This window comes from Stenotrophomonas sp. STEN054, assembly GCF_056854535.1.
In genome coordinates this window covers 1-21,302 of record NZ_JBXFWG010000029.1, presented here as the reverse complement: position 1 = coordinate 21,302, position 21,302 = coordinate 1, and the positions used below count along the sequence as shown (strand labels likewise).

Annotated in this window: 21 protein-coding genes and 3 tRNA genes; 10 read left to right on the top strand and 14 right to left on the bottom strand. The window is 66.8% G+C overall.

The features are described 5' to 3' along the window. Positions 1 to 43 precede the first annotated feature (43 nt). Genes AC1VXD_RS12630 through AC1VXD_RS12620 form a run of 3 tightly spaced genes read right to left on the bottom strand, consistent with a single transcriptional unit; the run spans position 44 to position 1,726 of the window. A complete protein-coding gene (locus AC1VXD_RS12630) occupies positions 44 to 421 on the bottom strand; it encodes a roadblock/LC7 domain-containing protein (protein ID WP_482992329.1) in 378 nt (125 codons plus the stop codon). Then, the gene (locus AC1VXD_RS12625) at positions 414 to 965 is read right to left on the bottom strand and encodes a GTP-binding protein (protein ID WP_482992328.1); all 552 of its coding nucleotides are present in this window, start codon (positions 963 to 965) and stop codon (positions 414 to 416) included. The genes AC1VXD_RS12630 and AC1VXD_RS12625 overlap by 8 nt, the downstream gene beginning before the upstream one ends. Further along, on the bottom strand, positions 962 to 1,726 hold the full coding sequence (locus AC1VXD_RS12620) for a hypothetical protein (protein ID WP_482992327.1): 765 nt from the start codon (positions 1,724 to 1,726) through the stop codon (positions 962 to 964). The genes AC1VXD_RS12625 and AC1VXD_RS12620 overlap by 4 nt, the downstream gene beginning before the upstream one ends. A 189-nt stretch (positions 1,727 to 1,915) precedes the next feature. On the opposite strand from AC1VXD_RS12620, the gene AC1VXD_RS12615 reads away from it, so the two are divergent. From AC1VXD_RS12615 to AC1VXD_RS12605, 3 genes are all read left to right on the top strand, one after another. Next, entirely contained in the window at positions 1,916 to 2,575 is a 660-nt protein-coding gene (locus AC1VXD_RS12615) for a response regulator (RefSeq protein WP_482992326.1), read from the top strand. Between the two features lie 128 nt (positions 2,576 to 2,703). After that, positions 2,704 to 3,243, top strand: coding sequence for a DUF3011 domain-containing protein (locus AC1VXD_RS12610; RefSeq protein ID WP_482992325.1), 540 nt, complete (start codon positions 2,704 to 2,706; stop codon positions 3,241 to 3,243). Positions 3,244 to 3,389: 146 nt separating this feature from the next. Continuing rightward, positions 3,390 to 3,593 (top strand): hypothetical protein, encoded by a 204-nt coding sequence (locus AC1VXD_RS12605; protein WP_108769416.1) that lies wholly within the window; start codon positions 3,390 to 3,392, stop codon positions 3,591 to 3,593. A gap of 109 nt (positions 3,594 to 3,702) precedes the next feature. Here the strand turns inward: AC1VXD_RS12605 and dxs are convergent, their stop codons facing one another. The 8 genes from dxs to AC1VXD_RS12565 form a co-directional block, all read right to left on the bottom strand. Beyond that, complete coding sequence (gene dxs, locus AC1VXD_RS12600) at positions 3,703 to 5,610, bottom strand: 1-deoxy-D-xylulose-5-phosphate synthase (protein WP_482992324.1); 1,908 nt, start codon at positions 5,608 to 5,610, stop codon at positions 3,703 to 3,705. Positions 5,611 to 5,715: 105 nt separating this feature from the next. Continuing rightward, on the bottom strand, positions 5,716 to 6,381 hold the full coding sequence (locus tag AC1VXD_RS12595; protein ID WP_079222565.1) for an HNH endonuclease: 666 nt from the start codon (positions 6,379 to 6,381) through the stop codon (positions 5,716 to 5,718). Positions 6,382 to 6,619: 238 nt separating this feature from the next. Further along, complete coding sequence (locus tag AC1VXD_RS12590) at positions 6,620 to 8,410, bottom strand: acyl-CoA dehydrogenase C-terminal domain-containing protein (protein WP_482992323.1); 1,791 nt, start codon at positions 8,408 to 8,410, stop codon at positions 6,620 to 6,622. 61 nt (positions 8,411 to 8,471) lie between these two features. After that, entirely contained in the window at positions 8,472 to 8,948 is a 477-nt protein-coding gene (locus AC1VXD_RS12585) for an LEA type 2 family protein (RefSeq protein WP_482992322.1), read from the bottom strand. Between the two features lie 180 nt (positions 8,949 to 9,128). After that, on the bottom strand, positions 9,129 to 9,695 hold the full coding sequence (locus AC1VXD_RS12580; RefSeq protein ID WP_482992321.1) for a lipocalin family protein: 567 nt from the start codon (positions 9,693 to 9,695) through the stop codon (positions 9,129 to 9,131). A 107-nt stretch (positions 9,696 to 9,802) separates the two neighbouring features. Further along, positions 9,803 to 9,878: transfer RNA gene (locus tag AC1VXD_RS12575), tRNA-Phe, on the bottom strand. Positions 9,879 to 9,950: 72 nt separating this feature from the next. Beyond that, a tRNA-Phe gene (locus AC1VXD_RS12570) sits at positions 9,951 to 10,026 on the bottom strand. A gap of 270 nt (positions 10,027 to 10,296) precedes the next feature. Then, complete coding sequence (locus AC1VXD_RS12565; protein ID WP_482992320.1) at positions 10,297 to 10,761, bottom strand: hypothetical protein; 465 nt, start codon at positions 10,759 to 10,761, stop codon at positions 10,297 to 10,299. A 127-nt stretch (positions 10,762 to 10,888) separates the two neighbouring features. Between AC1VXD_RS12565 and AC1VXD_RS12560 the strand changes: the two genes are divergently transcribed. After that, positions 10,889 to 11,650, top strand: a complete 762-nt coding sequence (locus AC1VXD_RS12560; RefSeq protein WP_482992319.1) for a hypothetical protein — start codon at positions 10,889 to 10,891, stop codon at positions 11,648 to 11,650. Between the two features lie 110 nt (positions 11,651 to 11,760). Then, the gene (locus AC1VXD_RS12555; protein WP_482992318.1) at positions 11,761 to 11,937 is read left to right on the top strand and encodes a hypothetical protein; all 177 of its coding nucleotides are present in this window, start codon (positions 11,761 to 11,763) and stop codon (positions 11,935 to 11,937) included. 35 nt (positions 11,938 to 11,972) lie between these two features. Here AC1VXD_RS12555 and AC1VXD_RS12550 read toward each other — a convergent pair whose 3' ends face one another. Further along, positions 11,973 to 12,533: a hypothetical protein gene (locus AC1VXD_RS12550; protein ID WP_482992317.1), complete on the bottom strand. Its 561-nt coding sequence runs from the start codon at positions 12,531 to 12,533 to the stop codon at positions 11,973 to 11,975. A 121-nt stretch (positions 12,534 to 12,654) separates the two neighbouring features. Further along, positions 12,655 to 12,730: transfer RNA gene (locus AC1VXD_RS12545), tRNA-Ala, on the bottom strand. A 95-nt stretch (positions 12,731 to 12,825) separates the two neighbouring features. Between AC1VXD_RS12545 and AC1VXD_RS12540 the strand changes: the two genes are divergently transcribed. The 3 genes from AC1VXD_RS12540 (at position 12,826) to AC1VXD_RS12530 (ending at position 16,881) form a co-directional block, all read left to right on the top strand. Beyond that, on the top strand, positions 12,826 to 13,092 hold the full coding sequence (locus AC1VXD_RS12540; protein WP_482992316.1) for a Rho-binding antiterminator: 267 nt from the start codon (positions 12,826 to 12,828) through the stop codon (positions 13,090 to 13,092). 200 nt (positions 13,093 to 13,292) lie between these two features. Next, complete coding sequence (locus tag AC1VXD_RS12535; RefSeq protein WP_482992315.1) at positions 13,293 to 15,620, top strand: TonB-dependent receptor; 2,328 nt, start codon at positions 13,293 to 13,295, stop codon at positions 15,618 to 15,620. Between the two features lie 127 nt (positions 15,621 to 15,747). After that, complete coding sequence (locus AC1VXD_RS12530) at positions 15,748 to 16,881, top strand: hypothetical protein (RefSeq protein WP_482992314.1); 1,134 nt, start codon at positions 15,748 to 15,750, stop codon at positions 16,879 to 16,881. 243 nt (positions 16,882 to 17,124) lie between these two features. Here AC1VXD_RS12530 and rnd read toward each other — a convergent pair whose 3' ends face one another. Continuing rightward, positions 17,125 to 18,204, bottom strand: coding sequence for a ribonuclease D (gene rnd / locus AC1VXD_RS12525; RefSeq protein WP_482992313.1), 1,080 nt, complete (start codon positions 18,202 to 18,204; stop codon positions 17,125 to 17,127). Between the two features lie 84 nt (positions 18,205 to 18,288). Between rnd and AC1VXD_RS12520 the strand changes: the two genes are divergently transcribed. Then, the gene (locus AC1VXD_RS12520; protein ID WP_482992312.1) at positions 18,289 to 20,160 is read left to right on the top strand and encodes an SUMF1/EgtB/PvdO family nonheme iron enzyme; all 1,872 of its coding nucleotides are present in this window, start codon (positions 18,289 to 18,291) and stop codon (positions 20,158 to 20,160) included. Between the two features lie 78 nt (positions 20,161 to 20,238). Continuing rightward, positions 20,239 to 21,132 carry a M48 family metallopeptidase gene (locus AC1VXD_RS12515; protein WP_482992311.1) on the top strand — a complete coding sequence of 298 codons (894 nt, stop codon included), beginning with the start codon at positions 20,239 to 20,241 and terminating at the stop codon, positions 21,130 to 21,132. Positions 21,133 to 21,302 lie beyond the last annotated feature (170 nt).

The following is a 21,302-nucleotide window of genomic DNA, read 5'->3' as shown; positions in this document are numbered from 1 at the left end:
GTTGTTTGGAGGAAAACAGTCGTCTGAGCAGAGAGAGGGACATTCATCGGTTCGTGTTGTCGGCCAGCGTGCGAACGCACTGCTTGGCATGCCACAGGGCATTGCCGATGACGCAGCTGTGGTCGCAGGCGGTCATCAGCAGCCGAGGCTGTGTTCCGGGAATGGCCAGCATCAGCACCTTGCCGCCTGCGGCCTCGAGGATCAGCGTGTCCAGCTCGCCAAACCGCAGCTCGCGGCCGAGGGCGCTGGCCAGGCCCAGCATCGAGCTGGTCATCGCGGCGAGCCGGTCGGCAACGTTGCCCTTGGGGCCTGCCTGCGCCAGCGCGAAGCCGTCGGCGCTGGCCACGACAATGGCCTGTATGCCGGAGACGTCGCGTGCCAGCGCGTCCAATGCTGCTGCGGCGTGGAGGGAGTTATTCATCCGCGGTCGCCATGGCATTGCATTCGATCTGGCTCATCAGCAGGTCCATGGCGGTGATGGCCTGATTCATATCGCGTGGGTCCAGCGGCAGTGCGGGCAGGTGTGGCGCGTGCACACCCAGCCAGGCCTGCCAGTGCGGCAGGACCGGGTCGTCGGCGCGGCCGCACTTGGTGATGCCGATGACCACCGGCAGGGTGGGTGCGTGTTCGGCGATCGCCTGCAGGTGCTGGCCGGCGAGGGTGGCGTTGACGCATTTGCTGCCATCGACCAGCACGATTGCGCCTTCGGCACCGGCCAGCAGGATCGGCCAGATGTACGAGAAGCGTTCCTGCCCGGGCGAGCCATACAGACGCAGGCGGTCGCCGCCGGGCAAGTCGATGTCGCCATAATCCATCGCCACGGTGGTGTACTCCTTGCCTACGCTGGGATCGGTGTTGCGGGCTTCTGTCACCACCGCCTTGCCTTGGGTAAGGGTCTGCACGAGAGTGGATTTGCCGGCACCGAGCGGGCCCATTACTACGATCTTGTGCTCACGCACGGTCATGCACTCCAGCGGATACGAAGTTGGCGCCACAGGTTGACGAGGCCGTCGGTGGGCGAGGGGCGGACCGGTGCGTCCTCGCCGATGACAGGGAAGGCATAGGCTGTGAGGAAGGCGGCGTTGAAGAACGACTGCGCCGCGCGTTGCGGGATGTCGAGAATCTCGCAGCACGCCTGCACCGAGGCGCCCTGTTTGATCAGCAGCGCGCAGAGACGGAAGTGGTCGGGGCGGTGCGCGAGGATGCGGAAATCCGGCCAGCGGCGCAGGCGCAGCTTTGCGTCCATCTGCAGCGGTGGCATCAGCCGGTCGAGCCGCGTCGCGGCAAGGCCGATGTTCCACAGCGACGGGCGCAGCGGCAGGTTGCTGGACACAATCGCGCGCTGCTCGAACAACTCCTGCGATACCGGGGCCAGGCTCAACGCCGGGTGCTCCTCGGCCAGCAGTTTCTGCAGCAGTGTCAGCGCGATCGGCGCGGGTGCCGTCGTCATCATGCGGTCGTTTTTCGCATCCAGCCAGCACACTGTCGCATCATCATGGATGACTGCCGCATAGGCGGGCCGGCGCGGCATCGCAGTGTCACCGGCGAGGTGGATGCGCAGCTGCTGCACGAACGGCAGGGCGGCCGACGGCAGTGTCGTCGGAGCCATCGGTGGCGGCGCGAACTGCTCGCTGGGATCCTCGAAAGATGAGCGACGGAATCGGACCATGGGGCTCGGCGCAGTGAATGTCGGGGAGCGCCATGTAAACGTCTTTCCGGATTTCACGCCATGAAACTATTGGGAAAGTTGGGATTTGTTTCCGATTTCCTGTGGTTTATGCAATTAGTTGAAAGCTCGGCGAAGGTCTGCGTTACGAGGATTCTTGAAAGGACTCGATGTTAAGTTGACGGCGCGCGGATTGATTATTAGCGTCTTCGCTGCGCACTGCGGCGTGGCAATGCAGGGATAATCATCATGCTCACTCGAATCGCCATTGCAGACGATCATCCTCTCGTGCTGCTGGGTACCCGCCTGCTGATCGAGGATAGCGGCCGCCATCGCGTCGTCGCAGAGGCGCACTGCGCCGAGGGGCTGCTGTCCATCCTGGCCAGCGAACCGGTGGACATGGTGGTCACCGACTTTTCCATGCCCGGTGGCAACCGGGCCGATGGCCACGCAATGCTGCAGGCATTGAGTCGCAATCACCCTGATGTGCCGGTGGTGCTGGTCACCATGATCACCAACGCGACCTCGCTGCACATGGCGCTGCGTTCGGGCGTGCGCGGTCTGGTCCACAAAGGCAGTGGCGTCGGCAACGTGCGTGATGCCGTGGATATGGTGCTGGCGGGGCGCATGTATCTGGACCCCGTGCTTGCGCCCTGCCTGCAGGAGGCCGGACGGGAGCGATCGCTGTCGGTCCTTTCGCCGAAGGAACTGGAGGTGCTGCGCCTGTATGTGTCCGGGCCGTCGATCACCGAGATCGCCGCGCAGCTTCGGCGGACGGTGAGCACCATCAGCCGGCAGCGCCAGTCGGCGATGAAGAAGCTGGGGATCAGCAACGATGCCGAGCTGTTTGCGTACGCGTTCGAGGAAAAACTGGGCACCCCGTATGGCACGATTGGCGCCGGTCATTGATCCCCCGGTTCCGGTCAGGCCCGGTTAGGTTGCTTGAACGGATTGCCAACCGTGCCGCGCGGCCCCTCTGTGCGTCGCGCGCGGAATCCCGGATGCTTGCGCCATCGTATTCATCGGGAGAGGTGGCAATGGGCAAGGAATCAGGCTGGAGAATGGGGTGGGGTACCGTGGCGTGCCTGGTGCTGCCGATGCTGGCGGCCGCCGGTGCCGCACAGGCGCAGCGCTACGGCCATGACGATCGCTACGACGACCGTGGCAGCGGTATCGTGCGCTGCGAGTCGGTCAAGAACCGCAGCAACGAATGCCGCCTGGAAGGACGTCCGCGGCTGATCCGGCAGTTGTCCGGTTCGGCGTGCGTGGAGGGCCGCACCTGGGGACAGTCGCGCGGTGGTGTGTGGGTGACCCAGGGCTGTCGCGCCGAGTTCGTGGGTGAATCCCGCGGCGGTGGCTGGGGCCATGGCGGCGGCTGGGGCGGCAACGGTGGCCAGGTGATCGCCTGCCATTCCAACGACCGCCGGCAGAAGTACTGCGACGCGCGCATCCGCCGCGACGTGCGCCTGGTCAAGCAGGATTCGCGCAGTCCCTGCGTGGAAGGCCGCACCTGGGGCTGGGACCGCCGGGGTGTGTGGGTCAGCGATGGCTGCCGGGCCCAGTTCCAGATCAACTGATCGGACGACGTTGGCGTTTTCGTTGTTCAGATTCAGATTAATCTGATGGCGATCACAGTTCATTCCTCGTATCGTCGGCACCGGGGGCAGTGCGCCTCCCGGTGTGCCCACCGTCATCGATACGCTGTTCAAGGAGTGAGCAACGCATGTTGATCCGTCTGCAATGTGAGCAGCGCCAGTGGCGCGTGCTGCACCCGGACAAGCCGGAACCGATCGAGTTCCGCGACGGTGTCCGTGCCTTCGATTTCGCCGAAACCCTCGCGCGCCTGCATTTCACCGACACGGGCCAGCGTGCCGCAGTGCGCGTGGAAGCCAGTGGCGCGTTTGTCGAGGCGGTCAGCTACGGCTGAGCATCTACGTCGGGGTCGGATCCCTTTCCGCAGGAAAGGGCTCTGACCCCTTATCCACGCATGGCGTGGATCTACTGGGGCGCTTCATCCACGCACGGCGTGGATCTACTCAGCTCGCGGCGCTCAGCGGCGGCGTGCCGCTGGCCAGCTTCGGCCAGCGCTTCAGCACCGCTGCACGGATGCCGGCGGCATCGATACCGGCTTCGGCCAGCAGGTCCTCGCGGCTGGCGTGGTGCTGGAAGCTGTCGGGCAGGCCCAGGTGCAGGATCGGGCGCAGCACCTCTTCGGCATTCAGCAGCTCGGCCACGGCCGAACCGGCGCCGCCGGCAACCACGTTGTCCTCGATCGTCACCAGGCCGTCGTGGCTGTTGGCCATGGACAGCACCAGCTCGCGGTCCAGCGGCTTGATGAAACGCATGTTGACCACGCTCAGGCCCAGCTCGCGGCCGACCTGTTCGGCGGCGGCCACGCTGCTGCCGAAGGCCAGCAGCGCGATGCGGCTGCCCTGCACGCGCAGTTCGCCCTTGCCGATCGGCAGGGTCGACAGGTCGCTGCCGGCATCGACGCCGGTGCCGGTGCCGCGCGGGTAGCGCACGGCGGCCGGGCCCGGGTGCTGCAGGCCGGTGCTCAGCATCTGCCGGCATTCGGCTTCGTTGGACGGCGCCATCACCACCATGTTCGGCACGCAGCGCAGGAAGCTCAGGTCCAGGTTCCCGGCATGGGTCGCGCCGTCCGGGCCGACCACGCCGGCGCGGTCGATCGCAAACAGCACGTCCAGGTCCTGGATGGCCACGTCATGCACCAGCTGGTCGTACGCGCGCTGCAGGAAGGTGGAGTAGATCGCCACCACCGGCTTGCCGCCCTGGGTGGCCATGCCTGCGGCCAGGGTCACCGCATGCTGCTCGGCGATGGCCACGTCGAAGTAGCGCTGCGGGTACTCCCTGCTGAAGCGAACCAGACCGGAACCTTCGCGCATCGCCGGGGTGATGCCGTACAGGCGCGGCTCGGCGGCGGCGGCATCGCACAGCCAGTCGCTGAAGACATCGGTATAGGTCGGCTTCTTGGCGCCGGTCTTGGCGACCAGACCCTTGTCCGGATCGAACGGACCGACCGCGTGGTAACCGATCTGGTCGCCCTCGGCTGGCTCGTAACCCTTGCCCTTGGTGGTCATCACGTGCAGCAGCTTCGGGCCCTTGGAGGCGCGCAGCGTCTTCAGCGTGGACAGCAGGGCAGGCATGTCGTGGCCGTCGATCGGGCCGGTGTAATGGAAGCCCATTTCCTCGAACATGGTGGACGGCACGAACATGCCCTTCCAGTGTTCTTCCCAGCGCTTGACGAAGCGCGCGGGGTTGTTCTTCTTGTCGCCGAGGATCTTCTTGCCGCCCTCGCGCAGCGCGTTGAGCGTGCGGCTGCCGGTGGCGCGGCCGAGCATCTTGGTCAGCCCGCCGACGGCCTCGGAGATCGACATGTTGTTGTCGTTGAGGATCACCAGCAGGTTCGGTTCCGGATCCATGCCGCCGGCATGCATCAGCGCCTCGAACGCCATGCCGGCGGTCATCGCGCCGTCGCCGATGACGGCCACGACCTTGCGGTCATCGCCCTGCGACTGGCGCGCGATGGCCATGCCCAGCGCCGCCGAGATCGAGGTGGAGGAGTGGCCGACGCCGAAGGTGTCGTACTCGCTTTCCTCGCGCTTGGGGAACGGCGCCACCCCGTCCTTCTGCTTGACCGTGTGGATCTCGTCGCGGCGGCCGGTGAGGATCTTGTGCGGGTACGTCTGGTGGCCGACGTCCCAGACCAGCTGGTCGTGCGGGGTCTGGTACAGATAGTGCAGGGCCACGGTGAGTTCGATCACGCCCAGGCCGGCAGCAAAATGGCCACCGCTCTTGCCCACCGATTCGATCAGGTAGGCGCGCAGTTCATCGGCGACCGCGCGCATTTCGGATTCGTCGAACGTACGCAGGTCATCGGGCGTCTGGATGCGCGCGAGGCGGGGATAGCGGGCAGAGTCGATCATCGTGTTCGCACTTGTTCTGAACACCCATTTTCGCCCTCAATCGGGGGTGGGGCAAGCAAACGCCGCCGCCCGTGACAGGACGGTGAGGGTTGCCGGTGCCGGTGTTCAGGTGCTGAGCTTGGATCGCTTGGGCAGCTGCGCCTTCAGGAAGGCCATCTGGTCGGCCAGGATGTTGCGGTTGGATAGGATCAGGTGCTCGATCCAGCTGGGCCGGTAGGGGATGGCCAGCAGGGGCATGTTGGCCTGCTGCGGGGTGCGGTTGCTCTTGCGCGAATTGCACTGGAAGCAGGCGGTGACCACGTTTTCCCAGCAGTCCAGGCCACCCTTGGACAGCGGCATGACGTGGTCGCGGGTGAGGGTGGGACGGTTGAACTGCTGCCCGCAGTACAGGCACAGGTGGGCGTCGCGGGCGAACAGGGCCGGGTTGGTCAGGTTCGGCGTGGGGTCCGGGGCGCGCGAGCGGGCGTGGCCGCGGGCGGCGATGATCGGATGCAGGTCCATGCCGCTCTGCAGGCCGCTGAGCCGGTTGGTGCCGCCGTGGATGTGAAGGCACGGGTCGCCCAGTGTCCAGGACACCGCATTGCGGGCGTAGAGACAGGCGGCGTCCTGCCACGTGATCCAATCCAGGACGCGTCCGTGGGCGTCAAGCGAGAGCAGGCGGACGGTGCCGGGGCGATGCAGCGGGCTGGCATTGGGCGATGACGCGGCGCCCGGAGCAGAAATCGAGGCTCCGGCTTCGATCAGACCCAAGCGTGTAGTGTCTGTCTCCATCGGGAAAACAGCTTATACCCGAATCATTGCGATTTGGATATCGCCTGGGGGTAGATATCCAGGTCGCAATGATTCGGGTCCACGCATTCCTCCTATCCCCCGCGCCGTTGGCGCGCCCCCCTTAACAAAGGGGGGCTTTTCTCCAGGCGGAGGGTCGGAGGCTGCCGGGCCGGGGCCGGATCGCTTTCCGCAGGAAAGGGCTCCGACCTCTTGTCCAAGCGTGGCGGTGGGTTTGAGGTCATTCGCCGAAGCGCTCGTCGTCCATGGCCATCAGCGGGGAGGCGCCGGCCTGCATGGCGGCGGCGTGGGCGAGGGTGCGCGGCAGCACGCGGGCGAAGTAGAAGCGGGCAGTTTCGCGCTTGCCCTGGGCGAAGGCGGCGCCGTGCGCGCTGGCGTCGGCGGCGGCCACGCTGCGGGCCCACCAGTAAGCCAGCACCACGTAACCCGAATAAAACAGGTAGTCGTAGCTGGCTGCGCCCAGTTCGTCCGGGTTGCCGGCGGCGCGCTTGAGCACGTCCATCGTCAGCTTGCCCCACTCGGCGGCCTTGGCCTGCAGCGGGCCGATGAACTCGGCCAGTGCCTCGTTGCCTTCGTGTTCCTTCGCGAACGCTTCGATCTCGGCCAGCATCAGCTTCAGCCCGGCGCCCTGGCTGGAGGCAGTTTTGCGACCGATCAGGTCCAGCGCCTGGATGCCAGTGGTGCCTTCATACAGCGTGGTGATGCGTGCATCGCGGGCCAGCTGCTCCATGCCGTGCTCGCGGATGTAGCCGTGGCCACCGAAACACTGCAGGGCGTTATAGGTGTTCTCGATGCCCCATTCGGTCTGGCAGGCCTTGGAGATCGGGGTGAGGAAGCTGACCAGGGTGTCGGCGCGCTCACGCTCGGCGGCATCCTCGGCACTGTGCGCCACATCGATGAGCGTGGCGGCGTGCAGGGCCAGCAGGCGGCTGCCTTCGACCAGCGACTTGATGGTCAGCAGCATGCGCCGCACGTCCGGGTGCACCAGGATCGGGTCGGCGGCCTTCTCGGGGAACTTCGCGCCGCTGAGCGCGCGCGACTGCAGGCGCTCACGGCTGTACTTCAGTGCGTTCTGATAGGCGCGCTCGGACAGGCCGATGCCCTGCAGGCCGACGCCCAGGCGTGCGGTGTTCATCATGGTGAACATCGCCTGCAGGCCCTTGTGCGGCTGGCCGACCAGATAACCCTGCGCACCATCGAAGTTCATCACGCAGGTGACCGAACCCTTGATGCCCATCTTGTGCTCGATCGAGCCGCAGCGCAGTGCATTGCGCTCGCCGACGTTGCCATCGCGGTCGACCTTGAACTTGGGAGTGACGAACAGCGAGATGCCCTTGGCGCCCGGAGGGGCGTCGGGCAGCTTGGCCAGCACCAGGTGCACGATGTTCCCGGTCAGGTCGTGTTCGCCGGCGGTGATGAAGATCTTGGTGCCGGTGATCGAGTAGCTGCCATCGGCATTCGGTTCGGCCTTGGTCTTCAGCAGGCCCAGATCGGTGCCGCAATGCGGTTCGGTCAGGCACATGGTGCCGGTCCAGCGGCCCTCGATCAGCGGCTTGAGGAAGGCATCGTGCTGCCAGGCCTCGCCGTGCTGCTTCAGTGCTTCGATGGCGCCATGGGAGAGCAGCGGGAAGTTGCCCCAGGCCAGGTTGGCGGCGTTGATCATTTCGTTCAGCGGCACACCCAGGGTGTGCGGCAGGCCCTGGCCACCCAGTTCCGGTGCGGCGGTCAGGCCGGTCCAGCCGCCATCGACGAACTGGTCGTAGGCCTGTTTGAAGCCGGGCGGGGTGGTCACTTCACCGGTGGCCTGGTCGAGCACGCAGCCGATCTCGTCGCCCACGCTGTTGAGCGGTGCCAGCACGCTGGCGCTGAAACGGCCGGCTTCTTCCAGCACGGCATCGACCACGTCGGCGGTGGCGTCGGTGAAACCCAGGCGGGCGAACAGCGGTTCGACCTTGAGCACGTCGTGCAGGGCGAAACGGAGGTCGGAAAGCGGGGCGGTGTAGCTGCTCATCGGTGACGTCTCGATCAGGACAAAAGGGCGCGGCAGGCGATGCCGCGGCGAAAGGGGAATCTCAGCGCAGCACGCCAGGCAGGCCCGGGGCCTGGTTGAGGGTGCTGCGGCCGCTGATGTCGAAGCTGCGCTGCTTCTTTTCCTGCGGGGTGGCGGCCACCGTGCCCTTCAGGCCATAGGCCAGGGTGCGGTTGCCGGCCAGGGCGTCGGCCACGACGAGGCGCGCACCGGGGCTGGGCACCAGGTTGAGGTTGATGACGTCGGCCGAGGTGCCGCCGATGGAGATGGCCGGCTTGGCCTGCAGGGTGCCCGCTTCGGTGTCGCCGACGGTCAGGGTCAGCGAGACGTCGTCAAAGGTCATCGGCATTGAGCTGTAGTTCTGCAGGCGCAGGGCCACGGTCCAGTTGCCGTCGGCGCCCACGGTGAGCTGCTGCAGGCTGGCCGCCGGTTCCGAAACACGCTTGACGATGCCATCGCTGCAAGCAGCCAGGGCCAGGGTGCACAGGACGATCAAGGCGAAACGGAAACGGTGGAGCATGGGCGCAGGTCCTTTATAGGGGGTGCGTGGGATAAGCATACTACGGCGTATGGTGGAATGGATCGCCCGCGGCGACCCGTCGCAGAGGGTAGCGCGTGAACATCAACCGTTGGAGCGCGGCCCGCAGTCGCGCGCGAAGCGCGCACCAAGGTGCTCCGTGCGTGGTGGGAGGGGCTGGGTTCAGTCGGCCAGCTTGGGCGCCGGATCGCGCAGCGGGGCCATGATCTTCAGCGGTGCCAGGTCATAGCCCATCGCTTCGGCCTTGGCCTTGAGCTGCTCGAACAGCGCGCGGTCCATCTCCGGCAGGCGCGAGAGAATCCACAGGTACCTGCGGTCGGGTTCACCGACGACCGCCCACTGGTACTCAGGGTCCAGCGCGATCACCCAGTAGTCGGCCCAGACCAGCGGCACCCAGCTCAGCCAGTCCGGGGCGAAGCGCACCTGCAGCTGGCCGGGCTGGCCTTCCACCGGGCGTGCCACGCCATCGGCAACCACCCGTTCGCCCTCGCGGTTGCGGCAGGCATTGGTGACGCTGATGCGGCCATCGCGGCGCAGCCCGTAGTTGGCGGTGATCTCGCCCACGCACTGCTTCTGGAACGACACCGGCAGATGCGCGATTTCGTGCCATTGGCCAGCATAGCGGTCAATGTCCAGGGCCTCCACCGCGCGCACCGGTTCGGCGGCGGAAGCGGGTGTGGCGGCCAGCAGCAGGCAGGTCAACAGGGCAGGGCGCAGGCGCATCGGCATGGGCAGGCTCAGGGCGAGAGCTTCGAGCGTAGGCGAGTGGCGGTGGTGGGGTGTGAATGCCGCGCGTGGGCAAAAAAAAAGACCTGCATTTCTGCAGGTCTTCAAACTGGTGGCCGAGGACGGAATCGAACCGCCGACACGGGGATTTTCAATCCCCTGCTCTACCAACTGAGCTACTCGGCCAGTTTGGCAGGCCAACCGCGCGGACGCAGTGGCCGTAAAAAAAAGACCTGCATTTCTGCAGGCTTTCGAAAGTGGTGGCCGAGGACGGAATCGAACCGCCGACACGGGGATTTTCAATCCCCTGCTCTACCAACTGAGCTACTCGGCCACTTGTTTCGTTGCAGCGAGGTCGCTGCCGAGGACGCGCATGTTACGGAGGTCGAACGCGTTCGGCAAGCGTTTTGGCAAAAAACCTTCACATTGCCGTCTACGCGCGGGCAAGCGCTTGATCCTCGATGCTCTGCAGGCAGCCGCAGCGGGTAACGCGGGGCCACGCCCCGCGAGCGCGCAGCGCGGCGCCATTGGCATTTCGCCGGGCATGGCCCGGCGCTACCGGTACAGCCGGGGCCATGGTGCAGGTCGCCCAGGCCAATGCGACTCACGGGGCGAAACGCACCTGGCGTGGATCGCTGACGCTGATCTGCGTCTGGTAGTAGTACTTGCCGCTGGGCTGGCCGGTGGCGTTGATGAAGTCGATGCGGACCCGGCGCGCGGTGCCACGCACCAGCAGGCGGCGGTTCTGCAGGTTCTCCAGTTTCAGGCCGAATGCCTTTTCCAGTTCCGGGCGCAGGCCGGCGTCCAGCTTGACGGTGATGTTCAGCGGATGCCGGTAGTCGCGTTCACTGTTGAGGTAGATGCGGCCTTCCTCGCTGCCGATGGCCCGCACGGTCACGGGGAAGATGCCGGAAATGCCGCGCGCCGGATCGTCCTGCGCGGCACGCACGGCTTCGTAGTTGCCGATGTGGCCGGGCACCGGCGGCGGCGCGGCGGCCAGGCGGTGGGCACAGCCGGTCGTCAGCAGCAGAGGGACCAGCAGTGCGGCCAGCAGGGTGAGGCGATTCATGGCGCTTCCTTGTGCGTCGGTGGATGTGCCGATTGTGGCCGCGCGCGGGTTGCAGTCACAAGCGCGCTGTCCAATCGGCCCACCGATGGGTCATGCTGGGCGCATACCGCATCGACCAGGGAAGGACATGCCAAGGACCGCCGACGTTCATGCCATCGATTGGGGCGCGCTGCAGTGTGCCTATGGCGACGCCTCTGAAGCGGGGGCATTGCTGGCCGCGCTGCTGGACCCGCAGCACCAGCAGGACTGGAACGACATCTGGTCGCATCTGTGCCACCAGGGCACGGTCTACCCGGCCAGCCACGCCGCGCTGCCGGTGCTGCTGTCGATCGCACGGCAGACCGGGCGCAGCGACGGCGATGATGCGCTGTTGCTGGCCGGCGCCATCGTTGCCGGCTCGGACGTGGGCGATCCCGGGCTGGTGCCGCACGGCGATGTCATCCAGGCGCTGCGCAGCAAGGTGCAGAAACGCCTGCGCGGCAAGGGCCGTGAGGCTGTCCCGCTGTCCGAGGATGGGCATGGCGAGCGTGGCCGGCTGCGCCAGGCCTGGCTGGGGCTGAGCGGTGAAAAAGCGTGGTCCCGGCATCTGGACTGGCTTGCCGAGGGCGAGATCGTGGGTGAGTGCGTGGCCTGTTCGGCCGATCTGTACTGCACGCTGGATGTTGAAGCGCCGTATGTCTGCCATGAGGAGCCGGTGTCCGGTGCCCCGTCGGCGACGTCTGCGCTGCTGCCCGGTGAACCGGTCGGCGTGGCCGAGCAGTGGCTGATGCAGCAGGTGCGCGGCGATGGCGATACCCGCGCCGAGCAGTTGCTGGAACTGGCCTTTGGTCATTCCGAATGCAGTGCCTGCGGACATCCGTTCGCGGTGCGCGAGGGCGTGCAGGCCTGAGCCGCACGCTTTTCCTGCACGTGCTGCTCGCGGCAGCCTGACCGGCGCATCACCGGCCTGCGTCTAGTGTGCTGTGAACGGGTCGGCCTGTTGCCGGCCGGAGCGCCGCCATGAACGACAAGCAGACCCCCAATCAGCAGCAGGCCCGCGAAGGCGCCGAGGAAAGCCGCCAGGACCGCCGTCAGGACGAGGTGGCGAAGCAGCGCCCCGGCCAGCAGGACCAGCAGGTGCATGACGCGCATTCGCGCCGGCCGCAGCGCAAGGATGGGAGCCAGGAACCGGCTTGAGAAAGATGGGCAGGTCGCGGTTCCGTTGGCCGGGGTCATGCGGAGGGCGGCGTCTGCGCGGCGCGGGCCACGTCGGCGAACCAGTCCGTCAGTTCGCGCATGTCTATCTGCTGGATCAGCGCAGTATTGATGGGATCGGCAGGTGCGGTTGGCATGATGGCGGCAGCGGCTTCGACCGCACAGTACCCCGTGCCGTCCCACAGGCCTACCAGGTAGGAAGGGAGGGGGGAGCCTTCCCACAGCGGCGCTGCTGACGGCCATGGTTGCTGATGTTGCATCGGGCGCCAGCGACCGTAAAGGCGCACCTCGCTCCTGCGCTGCGCAAGCCAATGGATGGCAGCGTCCTTCGCCACGCGCGCTGCATCCTCCAGTTCCTGATGCCCGGATACGATCCTGACCTTCTCGCAGATGCCGTCGTAAGACAGCTCGCGAAGACGCAGGACGACCAGCAGCTGGCTTCCCTGCAATCGCGCCTGTTCAAGGCCAAGCCCATGGGCGACGTCAGCGACAAGGCTGGGAATGTACTGGCCCTTCCAGCCGGGAATGAGGCTTGAAAGCGGGACCAAACCTGGATCGGGTACCGGGGCATTGTCCACGGGATCCCCACTCTGCATGTGGCGCTCCGCGCTGCGGGTGCCCACATTCTAGCGTTCCCGGCTACCTGCGCCCAAAGAAAAAGCCCGCAGATCGCAGGGATCTACGGGCCTTCCTGAATAGTGGTGGAGCCAAGGAGGATCGAACTCCTGACCTCGTCATTGCGAACGACGCGCTCTCCCAGCTGAGCTATGGCCCCACGGCGCATCCAGTGTAGCGCTGCCTCTGGGACTTGCCAAGCAGCGACCCGGCAGCCATGGCAGGCTGGGCACCTTCACCGCCGAGGGACGACCCATGGCCGACTACCACCCGATCGAGTGCGACCTGCACGATGCGCTGGAAATCGCCTGCCTGCACCACGCCCTGCTGCAGGTCGAACTGCGCGATGGCAGCCGCTTCGTGGCGCGTGCGCGGACCACTGTCAGCACTGCTGAAAAGGAGGAGTTCCTGCTGCTGGATGCGCCCGACGGCGAGCGCCGTATCCGACTGGACCACCTGCATGCGGTGACGACACTTGCCGCCGATGGCAAGCCGGGTGCACGCACGCTGCTGGGGACCTGATCGACCGGGCCGCCACAGGAGTAGGGCACGCGCAGGAATAAGGCATGCGGCACACTTTGCCGCAGCGGGCGGCGATCGGACTGCGACGGGGTGCGCAACGAAATTGTAACAATTCGGGCGATAATGAACGCTTGCGCAGCGTCTCCCTTTTCTACCGCCCGGCTCGCGCAGGCCGCACGGATGCCTCCTCAGAGCTCTCGATGCCTTCCCAAACCGATTCCCGCCGTTCGTCGGGCATGTCGTCCGTTGTTTCTTTCCGTCGCCATCCGCTGGCCCTGGCCTGTGCGGGCCTGGCCCTGGCCGCCAGCTTCGGCGCCGCTGCGCAGGACCCCGCGCCGAGCGCGACCGCGCTGGACACGATCACCGTGACCGCCGAGCACCGCGAACAGAATCTGCAGGAAGTGCCGGTGTCGGTGGGCGTGGTGCAGGGCGAGCGCATGCGCGATTTCACCGCCGGCGGCGACGACACCCTGCTGGCGCTGTCCGGCCGCGTGCCGAGCCTGTATGCGGAAACCACCACCGGCCGCATCTTCCCGCGCTTCTACATCCGCGGCCTGGGCAACATCGACTTCTACCTGGGTGCCTCGCAGCCGGTGTCGATCATCCAGGACGACGTGGTGCTGGAGCACGTGGTGCTGAAGTCCAACCCGGTCTATGACGTGGACCAGGTGGAAGTGCTGCGCGGCCCGCAGGGCTCGCTGTTCGGTCGCAACACCACCGCCGGCATCGTCAAGTTCGACACCATCAAGCCGAGCGAAGACTACAGCGGCCGCGTCAGCGCCAGCTACGCCAGCTACAACAGCGTGTCGATCGATGGCGGCTTCGGCGGCCCGATCAACGATGTCGCCGCGTTCCGCGTGTCGGCCCTGTACCAGCACCGCGACGACTACGTCGACAACACCTACACCGGCCCCAGCGCCGATGGCACGGTCAGCCCGAAGAAGAACGCCATGGGCGGCTTCGACGACCGCAACGTGCGCGCGCAGCTGCTGCTGACCCCGAGCGACCAGTTCTCGATCCTGGCCTCGGCCCACGTCCGTGACTACGAAGGCACCTCGACCCTGTTCCTGCGCAACGCGCTCACCAAGGGCTCGAACCAGACCGACGTGCCGCGCGACAAGGTCGCCTACGACGAAGCCGACAACAACCCGCAGGCCTACAAGACCTACGGCGGCTCGGTGAAGGCGCGTTATGACTTCGGCGCGGTCGACTTCACCTCGATCACCGCCTACGAAACCACCTCCGGCTACAGCCGTGGCGACACCGACGGCGGCGCCGCGGTGAACTTCCCGGTCAATGGCGTGCCGAACGGCTACGGCCAGTCGATGGGCCAGATCCGCGACCTGGACCAGTGGACCCAGGAATTCCGCTTGGCCAGCCATGATGACAACGCCCTGCAGTGGCAGGCCGGCGCGTTCTACTTCAACGGCAGCGACACCACCGACTTCTACCAGCGTGCGTGGTTCCTGCAGGGCGCGGCCCGCAACCCGAACAACTGGGTGCGCCTGCGCAACAAGAACACCTCGTGGGCCGGTTTCGGCCAGATCAGCTACGCCTTCACCGACAAGTTCAGCATCACCGCCGGCCTGCGCCAGACCAGGGACGAGAAGCACACCCGTCTGCTGAAGACCGCGGACACCGCTGCCGGCGCAGTCACCTACAAGGGCCGTACGGACGTGAAGATGTCCGATACCACCCCGAGCTGGGACCTGAGCGCGATGTACCAGTTCAACCCGAACGTGAGCGTCTACGCGAAGGTGGCACGCGGCTTCCGTGGCCCGACCATCCAGGGCCGTTCGGCCGTGTTCAACGCTGATTTCACCACTGCCGATTCGGAAACGATCCTGTCGTGGGAAGCGGGCGTGAAGAGCAGCCTGTGGGACAACCGCCTGCGCCTCAACGCCACCGCGTTCACCTACACCGTCAGCGACATCCAGCTCAACGGCAACGATTCGGACGGCAACGGCGTGCTGTTCAACGCCGACAAGGCCAAGGCCTACGGCTTTGAAGCCGACATGGAACTGCGCCCGATCCCGAACCTGACCCTGAGCGCCGGCCTGAGCCTGCTGCACAGCGAGATCCAGGACAAGCGCGTGTACGCACAGGTCTGCGCACTGAACGGCGCGGTGGTGTGCACCGTGAACGACCCGACCATCAAGGTCGGTGCGAACACCTTCGCCCAGATCGACGGTAACCCGCTACCGAACGCGCCGAAGTACAACGTGAACTTCGCTGCGCGTTATGACTTCCCGGTCAGCGATGCCGGCACCATGTTCGTGTCCACCGACTGGAACAAGCAGGGTTACACCAGCTTCGTCCTGTACGACAGCAAGGAGTTCAACTCCAAGGGTGATTTCGAAGGCGGCCTGAAGCTGGGTTACTCAGGCAACTACGGTGCCTACGAAGTGGCGCTGTTCGCGCGCAACATCACCAACGAGAAGAACCTCAAGGGCGTGATCGAGAACTACATGGCCGCGGTCTACAACGAGCCGCGCACCGTGGGTGTCTCGCTGAACATGAACTGGTAAGCACCGGTTCGATGCAGAACCGGCAGCGCCCCGCACCCGCGGGGCGTTGTCGTTTCCGCGACCTGCGTGCCACGACGGCGCGGACGCACATGCTATGGTCGCGCGCCGTGTTGAATGGATCTCAACCATGCTCAAGGCGCTGTACCAGGCCCACGCCCAACCCGCCGCCGCCCTCGCGCTGCAGGCGCGCTGCGAAGCGCAGGTGGTCAGCTGGCGCTGGGCGACCGCATCGATGGGGTACATCACGCCGTTCCCGCGCGAATCCAGCGGCACGCCGCCGCCGCGCTGGGTAGCCGAAGCGAAGGTGGATGCGCGCAAGCACGTGCAGCACGGCCTGGATGAGGCAGGGCGCATCGTGTTCGAGCGCAGCCCGTCCGGCCGCATCGGCGTGTGGCTGCATGCGCCAGGTTGTCGCCGGTACCTCAGCTTCCATGACGGTGGCCGGATCAACGCTGCCTGGGAGTTCCGCGAGGAAGCGGGACGACTGCAGGCACTGGACCTGGTGGACGAGGGGCGCGGCATCGACCGCACCTACCATTGGGAAGGCGACCGCCTGCTGCGTGAAGTGATGTGCAACTGGAGCACGGCGGGGCGCACGTGGTGGTGCCAGGATGTGTACAGCTATGACGATGCCGGCCAGCTCGACCGCATCGTGCTGGAGTACCTGGACAGGAATGGCCGCGCCACCGGCCAGCGCCGCCTGCAGTACCAGCGGCCACGCCCGGGCGAGACGCTGGCGACGGTCACCGCCGAGGTCGAGCGGCGGCTGGTCGAGGCGATCACCGCGCAGCTGCCCCGCATCCCGCGCGATGAGCCGCTGTACTGCCTGCTTGTGTGCTTCACCGAAAGCGACTTCACCGCGGCCTGGCCACCGTTTCTGGTGTGGGGCCGGCAGTCCTACCGCGAAGCGGTGCTGGCCCGTGGCGAGGATGTGGCGTACTACCTGTGGGCGCCGGATGAGATGCGCGGCGGGCAGGGCGTTGCGGACGAATGCTGGTTCGATGGCGAGGCGCTGATCGAGGCCTGCAAGCGCCATTCGCAGTACATGGAGCTGCGCCGCAGCGACGTGTCGGCCAAGCGTGTGCTGAAGAACGTCGCGGCCTGGCTGGACACGCCCGAGCGCCGTGCGCTGCTCAATACCACCGATGATTTCGTGGTGGCCGTGGCCGACAACACGGGCAGCATCGATCCGCTGCCCGGGATGCGCCGGGCGATCGGGCCGGAGCGCTGGGCCCGGTTGAAGGAACGCGGTTACGTCTGAGGCCCGGTAGAGTCGACTGTCAGTCGACTGCTCTGAACGGTGCAGCAGAACACCCGCGCTGCGCGCGATAGTCGACCAACGGTCGACTCTACCCGGCCGGGCTGCGCCGCGGATGACGGAGCCCGGTAGAGTCGACTGTCAGTCGACTGCTCTGAACGGTGCGGCAGAACACCCGCGCTGCGCGCGGTAGTCGACCGACGGTCGACTCTACCCGGCCGGACCCGGCCGGGCTGTGCTGCGCCATCAACGTGCCGGCAGCAAGGCCTGAAGCCGTGGTTCCAGTTCCTGCTGGCGCCAGCCGGCGAGGGCGGCCGGCCACTGGCGGCGCTCCAGGTAGCTTTCCAGATGCTTGCGCGAGGCCAGCACGCCGTCGGCCAGGCCCAGTTCGCGGCTGCGCTCGGCCACCGCATCCTGCAGTTTCTTCACCAGCTGCTTGTTGGTGTCGGTGGCCTGCATGGCCAGCGGCGCATCGGCTTCGTCGTCCAGCGGCGTGGACAGTGCCTGCCACACCGCGCCGGCCAGCTTGCGAGGTGCCTTTGGGAACTGCTCGAACAGCTTGCCCAGCGCGGCCGCATCGGCCGGGGGCGTGCGCGCCAGGGTGGCGGCCAGTTCGTTGTCCAGGATCCAGCTGCGCGGGCGGTCGCTGCTGCGGGCCTGCACGTCACGCCAGCGCAGCAGGCGCAGCAGGCGGTGCTGGGCCGGTGCATCGAGGAACTGCGCCGCACGCATGCCCAGGTGCGGCCAGCGCTCTTCATCATTGGCGACACTGGCCAGCAGGCGCTCGGCATCGTCGTGCAGCCACTGCTGGCGACCCAGTGCCTGCAGCTTGCCGTCGATCGCATCATGCAGCGCGAACAGGTGCTCGACATCGTCGGCGGCGTATTGCAGCTGGGAGTCGGACAGCGGCCGGCGCATCCAGTCCGAGCGGGTCTCACCCTTGGCCAAGGCAACACCGGTGATTTCCTGCACCAGCTTCTGGTAGCCCATGCCGGCACCGATGCCGGCCAGCGCCGCGCCGATCTGGGTGTCGAACAGCGGCCGCGGCATCACCCCGCAGGTCCACTTGAAGGCCACCAGGTCTTCGCTGGCGCTGTGCATCACCTTGGTGATGGATTCGTCGGCCAACCACGGCGCCAGCGCTTCGGGCATGCCGGGAATCAGCGGGTCGATCAGCAGGATGTCATCGCCGACGGCCATCTGCACCAGCGCAAGCTGCGGCCAGAAGGTGCGTTCACGGATGAATTCGGTGTCCAGGCCGATACGGCTCGGACGCTGCTGGCGGTAAGTGTCCAGCTCGGCGGGGGTGGTGATCCAGGTTGCCACGGGTCAGGGCCTACTACTCGGGTTTGCTCAGGCAGGGGAGAATAGCCTAACGTCGGTCCGCGTCCGTGTTGAAGGAGCTCCCGCTTGCGTTTTCCGCTGTCGTCCGCGCTGTGCACCGCCCTGGCCGTGGCCCTGGCCGGCTGCACGCCGCCGCCTCCGGTGCCCGCCGAAGGGGCCGGTGAAAAGCGCCCGGCCCGGGAGCAGCCGGCACCGGCGCCGGGGCAGGGCACGGTGACCATCGCCGATGACGATCCGGCCGAGGACATCCAGCAGTGGACGCCGCCGCGGGTAGACCGGCAGCAGCGCAGCCAGGCGCAGCTGCGGCGTGCGGCCGAGCAGGCGTTCGCCCGCGACCACCTGTATGAGGATGCCGAGGCGGCCATTCCATTGTGGCTGGCCGTGCAGGAGGTTGATCCGGACGATCGCCAGGCCCGTGCCGGCCTGCAGCGTGCCCGGCAGCATCTGCTGCAGCAGGCCGATGCGCTGCTGGCGCGGCCGCTGAAGCAGCGCGAAGCATTGGCCGAGGCCAGCCGCCAGGCGCTGGTGCTGCTGACCCTCGCCCCGAAGGACGAGAAAGTGCGCGCGCTGCAGGGCCGGGTGGAGACCGCGCAGCGCGTGGTGGCGTACAACCGTGCCGGTGAGGAGGACCTGCGTGCCGATCGCATCGGCGAAGACGGCGACGGTGCGATTCCCAATTTCCGTGAAGCGCTGGCCCTGGACGAGGACAACCGGCGTGCGCGGCAGGGCCTGGCCGCGGCCGAGAGCGGGCTGATCCGCCGTGCCGAGGACGCCGCACGTGCACGCGACTTCGCCAGTGCCGGTGCCTGGCTGGCCGAGGCCAGCAAAGTGCGCGATTCCTCGCCGACGATTGCCGATGCCTTCGAGCGCATCGAACAGATCCGTGCTGCCGCCCTGGTGCAGCTGCGCGACGGTGGCCTGCGCGACCTGACCACCCCGCAGGGCCTGAAGCCGGCGCGCGAGAAGCTGGCCGAAGCCCTGCGCATCGCCCTGCCGGGCGACCCGGTGGTGGCACAGCTGCGCGAGCGTATCGACCTGGCCACCCACTACGGCAGTTTCCGTCCGGGCCAGGTGTTCAGCGATGCGCTGCGTGACGGCGGCCGCGGCCCGCAGATGATCGTGGTGCCGCATGGCGGCTTCCAGATGGGCGCCGGCGATACCGAGCCCGGCGCCAGCGACGCCGAGCGGCCTTCGCACTACGTGCGCTTCGAGCGCGGCTTTGCGATGGCCATCACCGAGGTCACCGTGAGTGACTTCGCGCGCTACGTGAAGGCGACCAACGCCCGTCCGCGCGCGACGCGTCGTGGCCACTCGGTGGTCTATGACGAGCGCAGCGGCAACTTCATCCGCCGCAGCGGCGTGGACTGGCGCTCGGATTACGACGGCGGCCGGGCGATGGGCAATTCGCCGGTGATGCACGTCAGCGTGCGCGATGCCGAGAACTACGCCACCTGGCTGTCCGAGCAGACCGGGCGCTCCTACCGCCTGCCCAGCGAAGCCGAGTTCGAATACGCGATGCGCGGTGGCAACAGCGGCCGCTACCCCTGGGGCGATGCCGGCCTGCCACCGGAGGGCAACGGCAACTACACCGGCAGCCGCGACGTCTCGCCGTCGGGCCGGCACTGGCAGAACGCCTTCGTCGGCTATGGCGATGGCTGGTGGGGGCCGGCACCGGTGGCGACCTTCCAGGCCAATGCCTTCGGCCTGCATGACCTGTCTGGCAACCTCAGCGAATGGGTGGCCGACTGCTGGCACGCCAGCTACCGGCGCGCGCCGTCCGATGGTGCGGCATGGTTCAACCCGGGCTGCCGTTCGCGGGTAATCCGCGGCGGCAACTGGGCCAATGCCCCGGAACAGACCCGTGCGGCCTGGCGCCAGTCGCAGGATTCGGACACCACCAGCGCGCGTATCGGCTTCCGCCTGGTACGCGGTATCTGATCAGACGCCAGCTTCACCTTTGAGCCCTAAGATGGCGCCGTCCCCGCTGTTCCGCGGGATCCGCCTGAAGGCCTGATGATGCGCAACGATTCCCCCTCACGCTCTCCGCAGCCTGGCCGCCGTGGCCTCTTCGGCAACATCCGCTGGTGGGTACTGCTGCTGGCGGCCGGCTATGCAGCGTTCTACTTCTTTTCCAATCGCGCTGTAGACCCTTATACCGGTGAGAAGGTGCTGATCGACAGCACCCTGGATGCCAGCCAGGAAAAAGCGCTGGGCCTGCAGGCCTACCAGCAGATCCTTGCCGAAGAACCGCCGCTGCCCGCCGACGCGCCGATGTCCCGCGACATCCGCGCCATCGCCCAGCGCCTTATCGCCAAGGTGGACGTGGTGGAGACCGCGCTGGCGCAGGAACATGGGCTGCAGCCCGGACACTTCTCGCGTGATTTCGACTGGGAGGTCAACGTCATCCAGTCCGACCAGGTCAACGCCTTCTGCCTGCCGGGCGGCAAGATGGCGGTGTACACCGGCCTGGTGCCGGTGGCGCGCACGACCGATGCGATGGCGGTGGTCATGGGCCATGAAATTGCCCATGCATTGCTGCGCCATGGTGCGCAGCGGATGGCGCAGCAGAAGCTGACCCAGATCGGCCAGGTGGCAGGCGCGGCGAGCGGCATGGATGCGCAGCAGCAACAGATGATGATGTCGGCGATGGGCTACGGTTATCTGCTGCCGTATGCGCGCAGCCACGAGACCCAGGCCGATGAGGTGGGGCTGATGCTGGCGGCAGCGGCATGTTTCGACCCGCGCGAGGCGGTGCCGTTGTGGGAGCGGATGGGGCAGGCGAGTGGCGGACAGTCGCCGCCGGAGTTTTCCTCGACGCATCCCAATCCTGGTACTCGGATCCAGAACCTGCAGGCGCTGATGCCGAAGGCGCTGCAGTACCGGCAGAAGTTCTGCGAGCAGGCGAAGTAGGGTGGTGTTTGTTTTGCAGGGCTTGCAGCCCTGCACCTGCTTCGAGCCAGGGCACCGTCAAAAGCCGGCACTCCGTGGGATGGCGGGGTGGGTCCGGTTGAGGGGGACGCCGTGAACCCATCCATGGGGGCTTGGTCGCGGCATCCATGCCGCTCACACCCCCTCAACCG

What these genes read in the sequence shown, in the direction of transcription:
- AC1VXD_RS12605 (WP_108769416.1), top strand. Translation starts at nt 3,390, where the DNA reads ATGTTGATCCGTCTGCAATGTGAGCAGCGCCAGTGGCGCGTGCTGCAC.
- AC1VXD_RS12595 (WP_079222565.1), bottom strand. Translation starts at nt 6,381, where the DNA reads ATGGAGACAGACACTACACGCTTGGGTCTGATCGAAGCCGGAGCCTCG.
- AC1VXD_RS12565 (WP_482992320.1), bottom strand. Translation starts at nt 10,761, where the DNA reads ATGAATCGCCTCACCCTGCTGGCCGCACTGCTGGTCCCTCTGCTGCTG.
- AC1VXD_RS12560 (WP_482992319.1), top strand. Translation starts at nt 10,889, where the DNA reads ATGCCAAGGACCGCCGACGTTCATGCCATCGATTGGGGCGCGCTGCAG.
- AC1VXD_RS12535 (WP_482992315.1), top strand. Translation starts at nt 13,293, where the DNA reads ATGCCTTCCCAAACCGATTCCCGCCGTTCGTCGGGCATGTCGTCCGTT.
- AC1VXD_RS12590 (WP_482992323.1), bottom strand. Translation starts at nt 8,410, where the DNA reads ATGAGCAGCTACACCGCCCCGCTTTCCGACCTCCGTTTCGCCCTGCAC.
- AC1VXD_RS12530 (WP_482992314.1), top strand. Translation starts at nt 15,748, where the DNA reads ATGCTCAAGGCGCTGTACCAGGCCCACGCCCAACCCGCCGCCGCCCTC.
- AC1VXD_RS12630 (WP_482992329.1), bottom strand. Translation starts at nt 421, where the DNA reads ATGAATAACTCCCTCCACGCCGCAGCAGCATTGGACGCGCTGGCACGC.
- AC1VXD_RS12625 (WP_482992328.1), bottom strand. Translation starts at nt 965, where the DNA reads ATGACCGTGCGTGAGCACAAGATCGTAGTAATGGGCCCGCTCGGTGCC.
- AC1VXD_RS12610 (WP_482992325.1), top strand. Translation starts at nt 2,704, where the DNA reads ATGGGCAAGGAATCAGGCTGGAGAATGGGGTGGGGTACCGTGGCGTGC.
- AC1VXD_RS12585 (WP_482992322.1), bottom strand. Translation starts at nt 8,948, where the DNA reads ATGCTCCACCGTTTCCGTTTCGCCTTGATCGTCCTGTGCACCCTGGCC.
- AC1VXD_RS12580 (WP_482992321.1), bottom strand. Translation starts at nt 9,695, where the DNA reads ATGCCGATGCGCCTGCGCCCTGCCCTGTTGACCTGCCTGCTGCTGGCC.
- AC1VXD_RS12540 (WP_482992316.1), top strand. Translation starts at nt 12,826, where the DNA reads ATGGCCGACTACCACCCGATCGAGTGCGACCTGCACGATGCGCTGGAA.
- AC1VXD_RS12555 (WP_482992318.1), top strand. Translation starts at nt 11,761, where the DNA reads ATGAACGACAAGCAGACCCCCAATCAGCAGCAGGCCCGCGAAGGCGCC.
- AC1VXD_RS12615 (WP_482992326.1), top strand. Translation starts at nt 1,916, where the DNA reads ATGCTCACTCGAATCGCCATTGCAGACGATCATCCTCTCGTGCTGCTG.
- dxs (WP_482992324.1), bottom strand. Translation starts at nt 5,610, where the DNA reads ATGATCGACTCTGCCCGCTATCCCCGCCTCGCGCGCATCCAGACGCCC.
- AC1VXD_RS12515 (WP_482992311.1), top strand. Translation starts at nt 20,239, where the DNA reads ATGCGCAACGATTCCCCCTCACGCTCTCCGCAGCCTGGCCGCCGTGGC.